1 protein-coding gene is annotated in these 664 nt (G+C 65.1%); it reads right to left on the bottom strand.

The window, feature by feature from the left end; translation table 11 throughout:
• The coding region (locus J1M87_RS24835) for an HNH endonuclease signature motif containing protein (RefSeq protein WP_206492426.1) at window positions 1-664 on the bottom strand (664 nt) is incomplete at both ends.

Raw genomic sequence — 664 nt, 5'->3', positions numbered from 1 at the left:
TCCCAGTCCGAATGGTGGATGAGGCGGTGGTGGAAGCCGCAGAGTAGGACGAGGTTGTTCAGGTTGGTGGGGCCGCCGTCTGCCCAGTGTCGGATGTGGTGGCCTTCGGTCCAGGCGGCGGGTGTGCCGCAGCCGGGGAAGGCGCAGCCATGATCGCGGGCGATCAGGGCGCGTTTCTGTCTGGAGGTGACGGTACGCATTGTGCGGGCGAGGTTGATCGGGTTACCGGTCTCGTCCATCACGATGGCGGTGAGGATGCAATCGCAGGCCAGTTGTCGGGAGGTGGTGCGCGAGAGTGGTCCCATCCAGGGCAGCCACCCGACACTGGTGCCGTCACCGAACAAGTCCCGATAGGTGCCGCGATCGGTAGGCGGTCCGGCAGCGCTGTCGGTGTCGGATTCGTTTGCGGCGTTCGACTCGGCCGTGTCGGGGTGTCTTGGGCCGCCGGTGTCGACCGGGTCGACTGCGTCCCTTTCGGTGGAGTTGTCGGATTGCGCTGCGGTGCGTGAGGTTTCGTCGTCGGCGATGTCGTCGGTACTGTTCCCGCTGCCGGTGAGGTCGGTCAGATCTCGCAGGTTGATGTGGAGGTTGACGTGGGGTTTTTCTCCACCTTCGATGGGCCGGTTGTTGGCGGCGAGGTAGCGGTCGAGGATGTGTCCGAAGG

This window comes from Rhodococcus sp. KRD162 (assembly GCF_017168335.1).
GTDB lineage: Bacteria > Actinomycetota > Actinomycetes > Mycobacteriales > Mycobacteriaceae > Rhodococcoides.
This window is presented reverse-complemented; position numbering and strand designations above follow the sequence as displayed.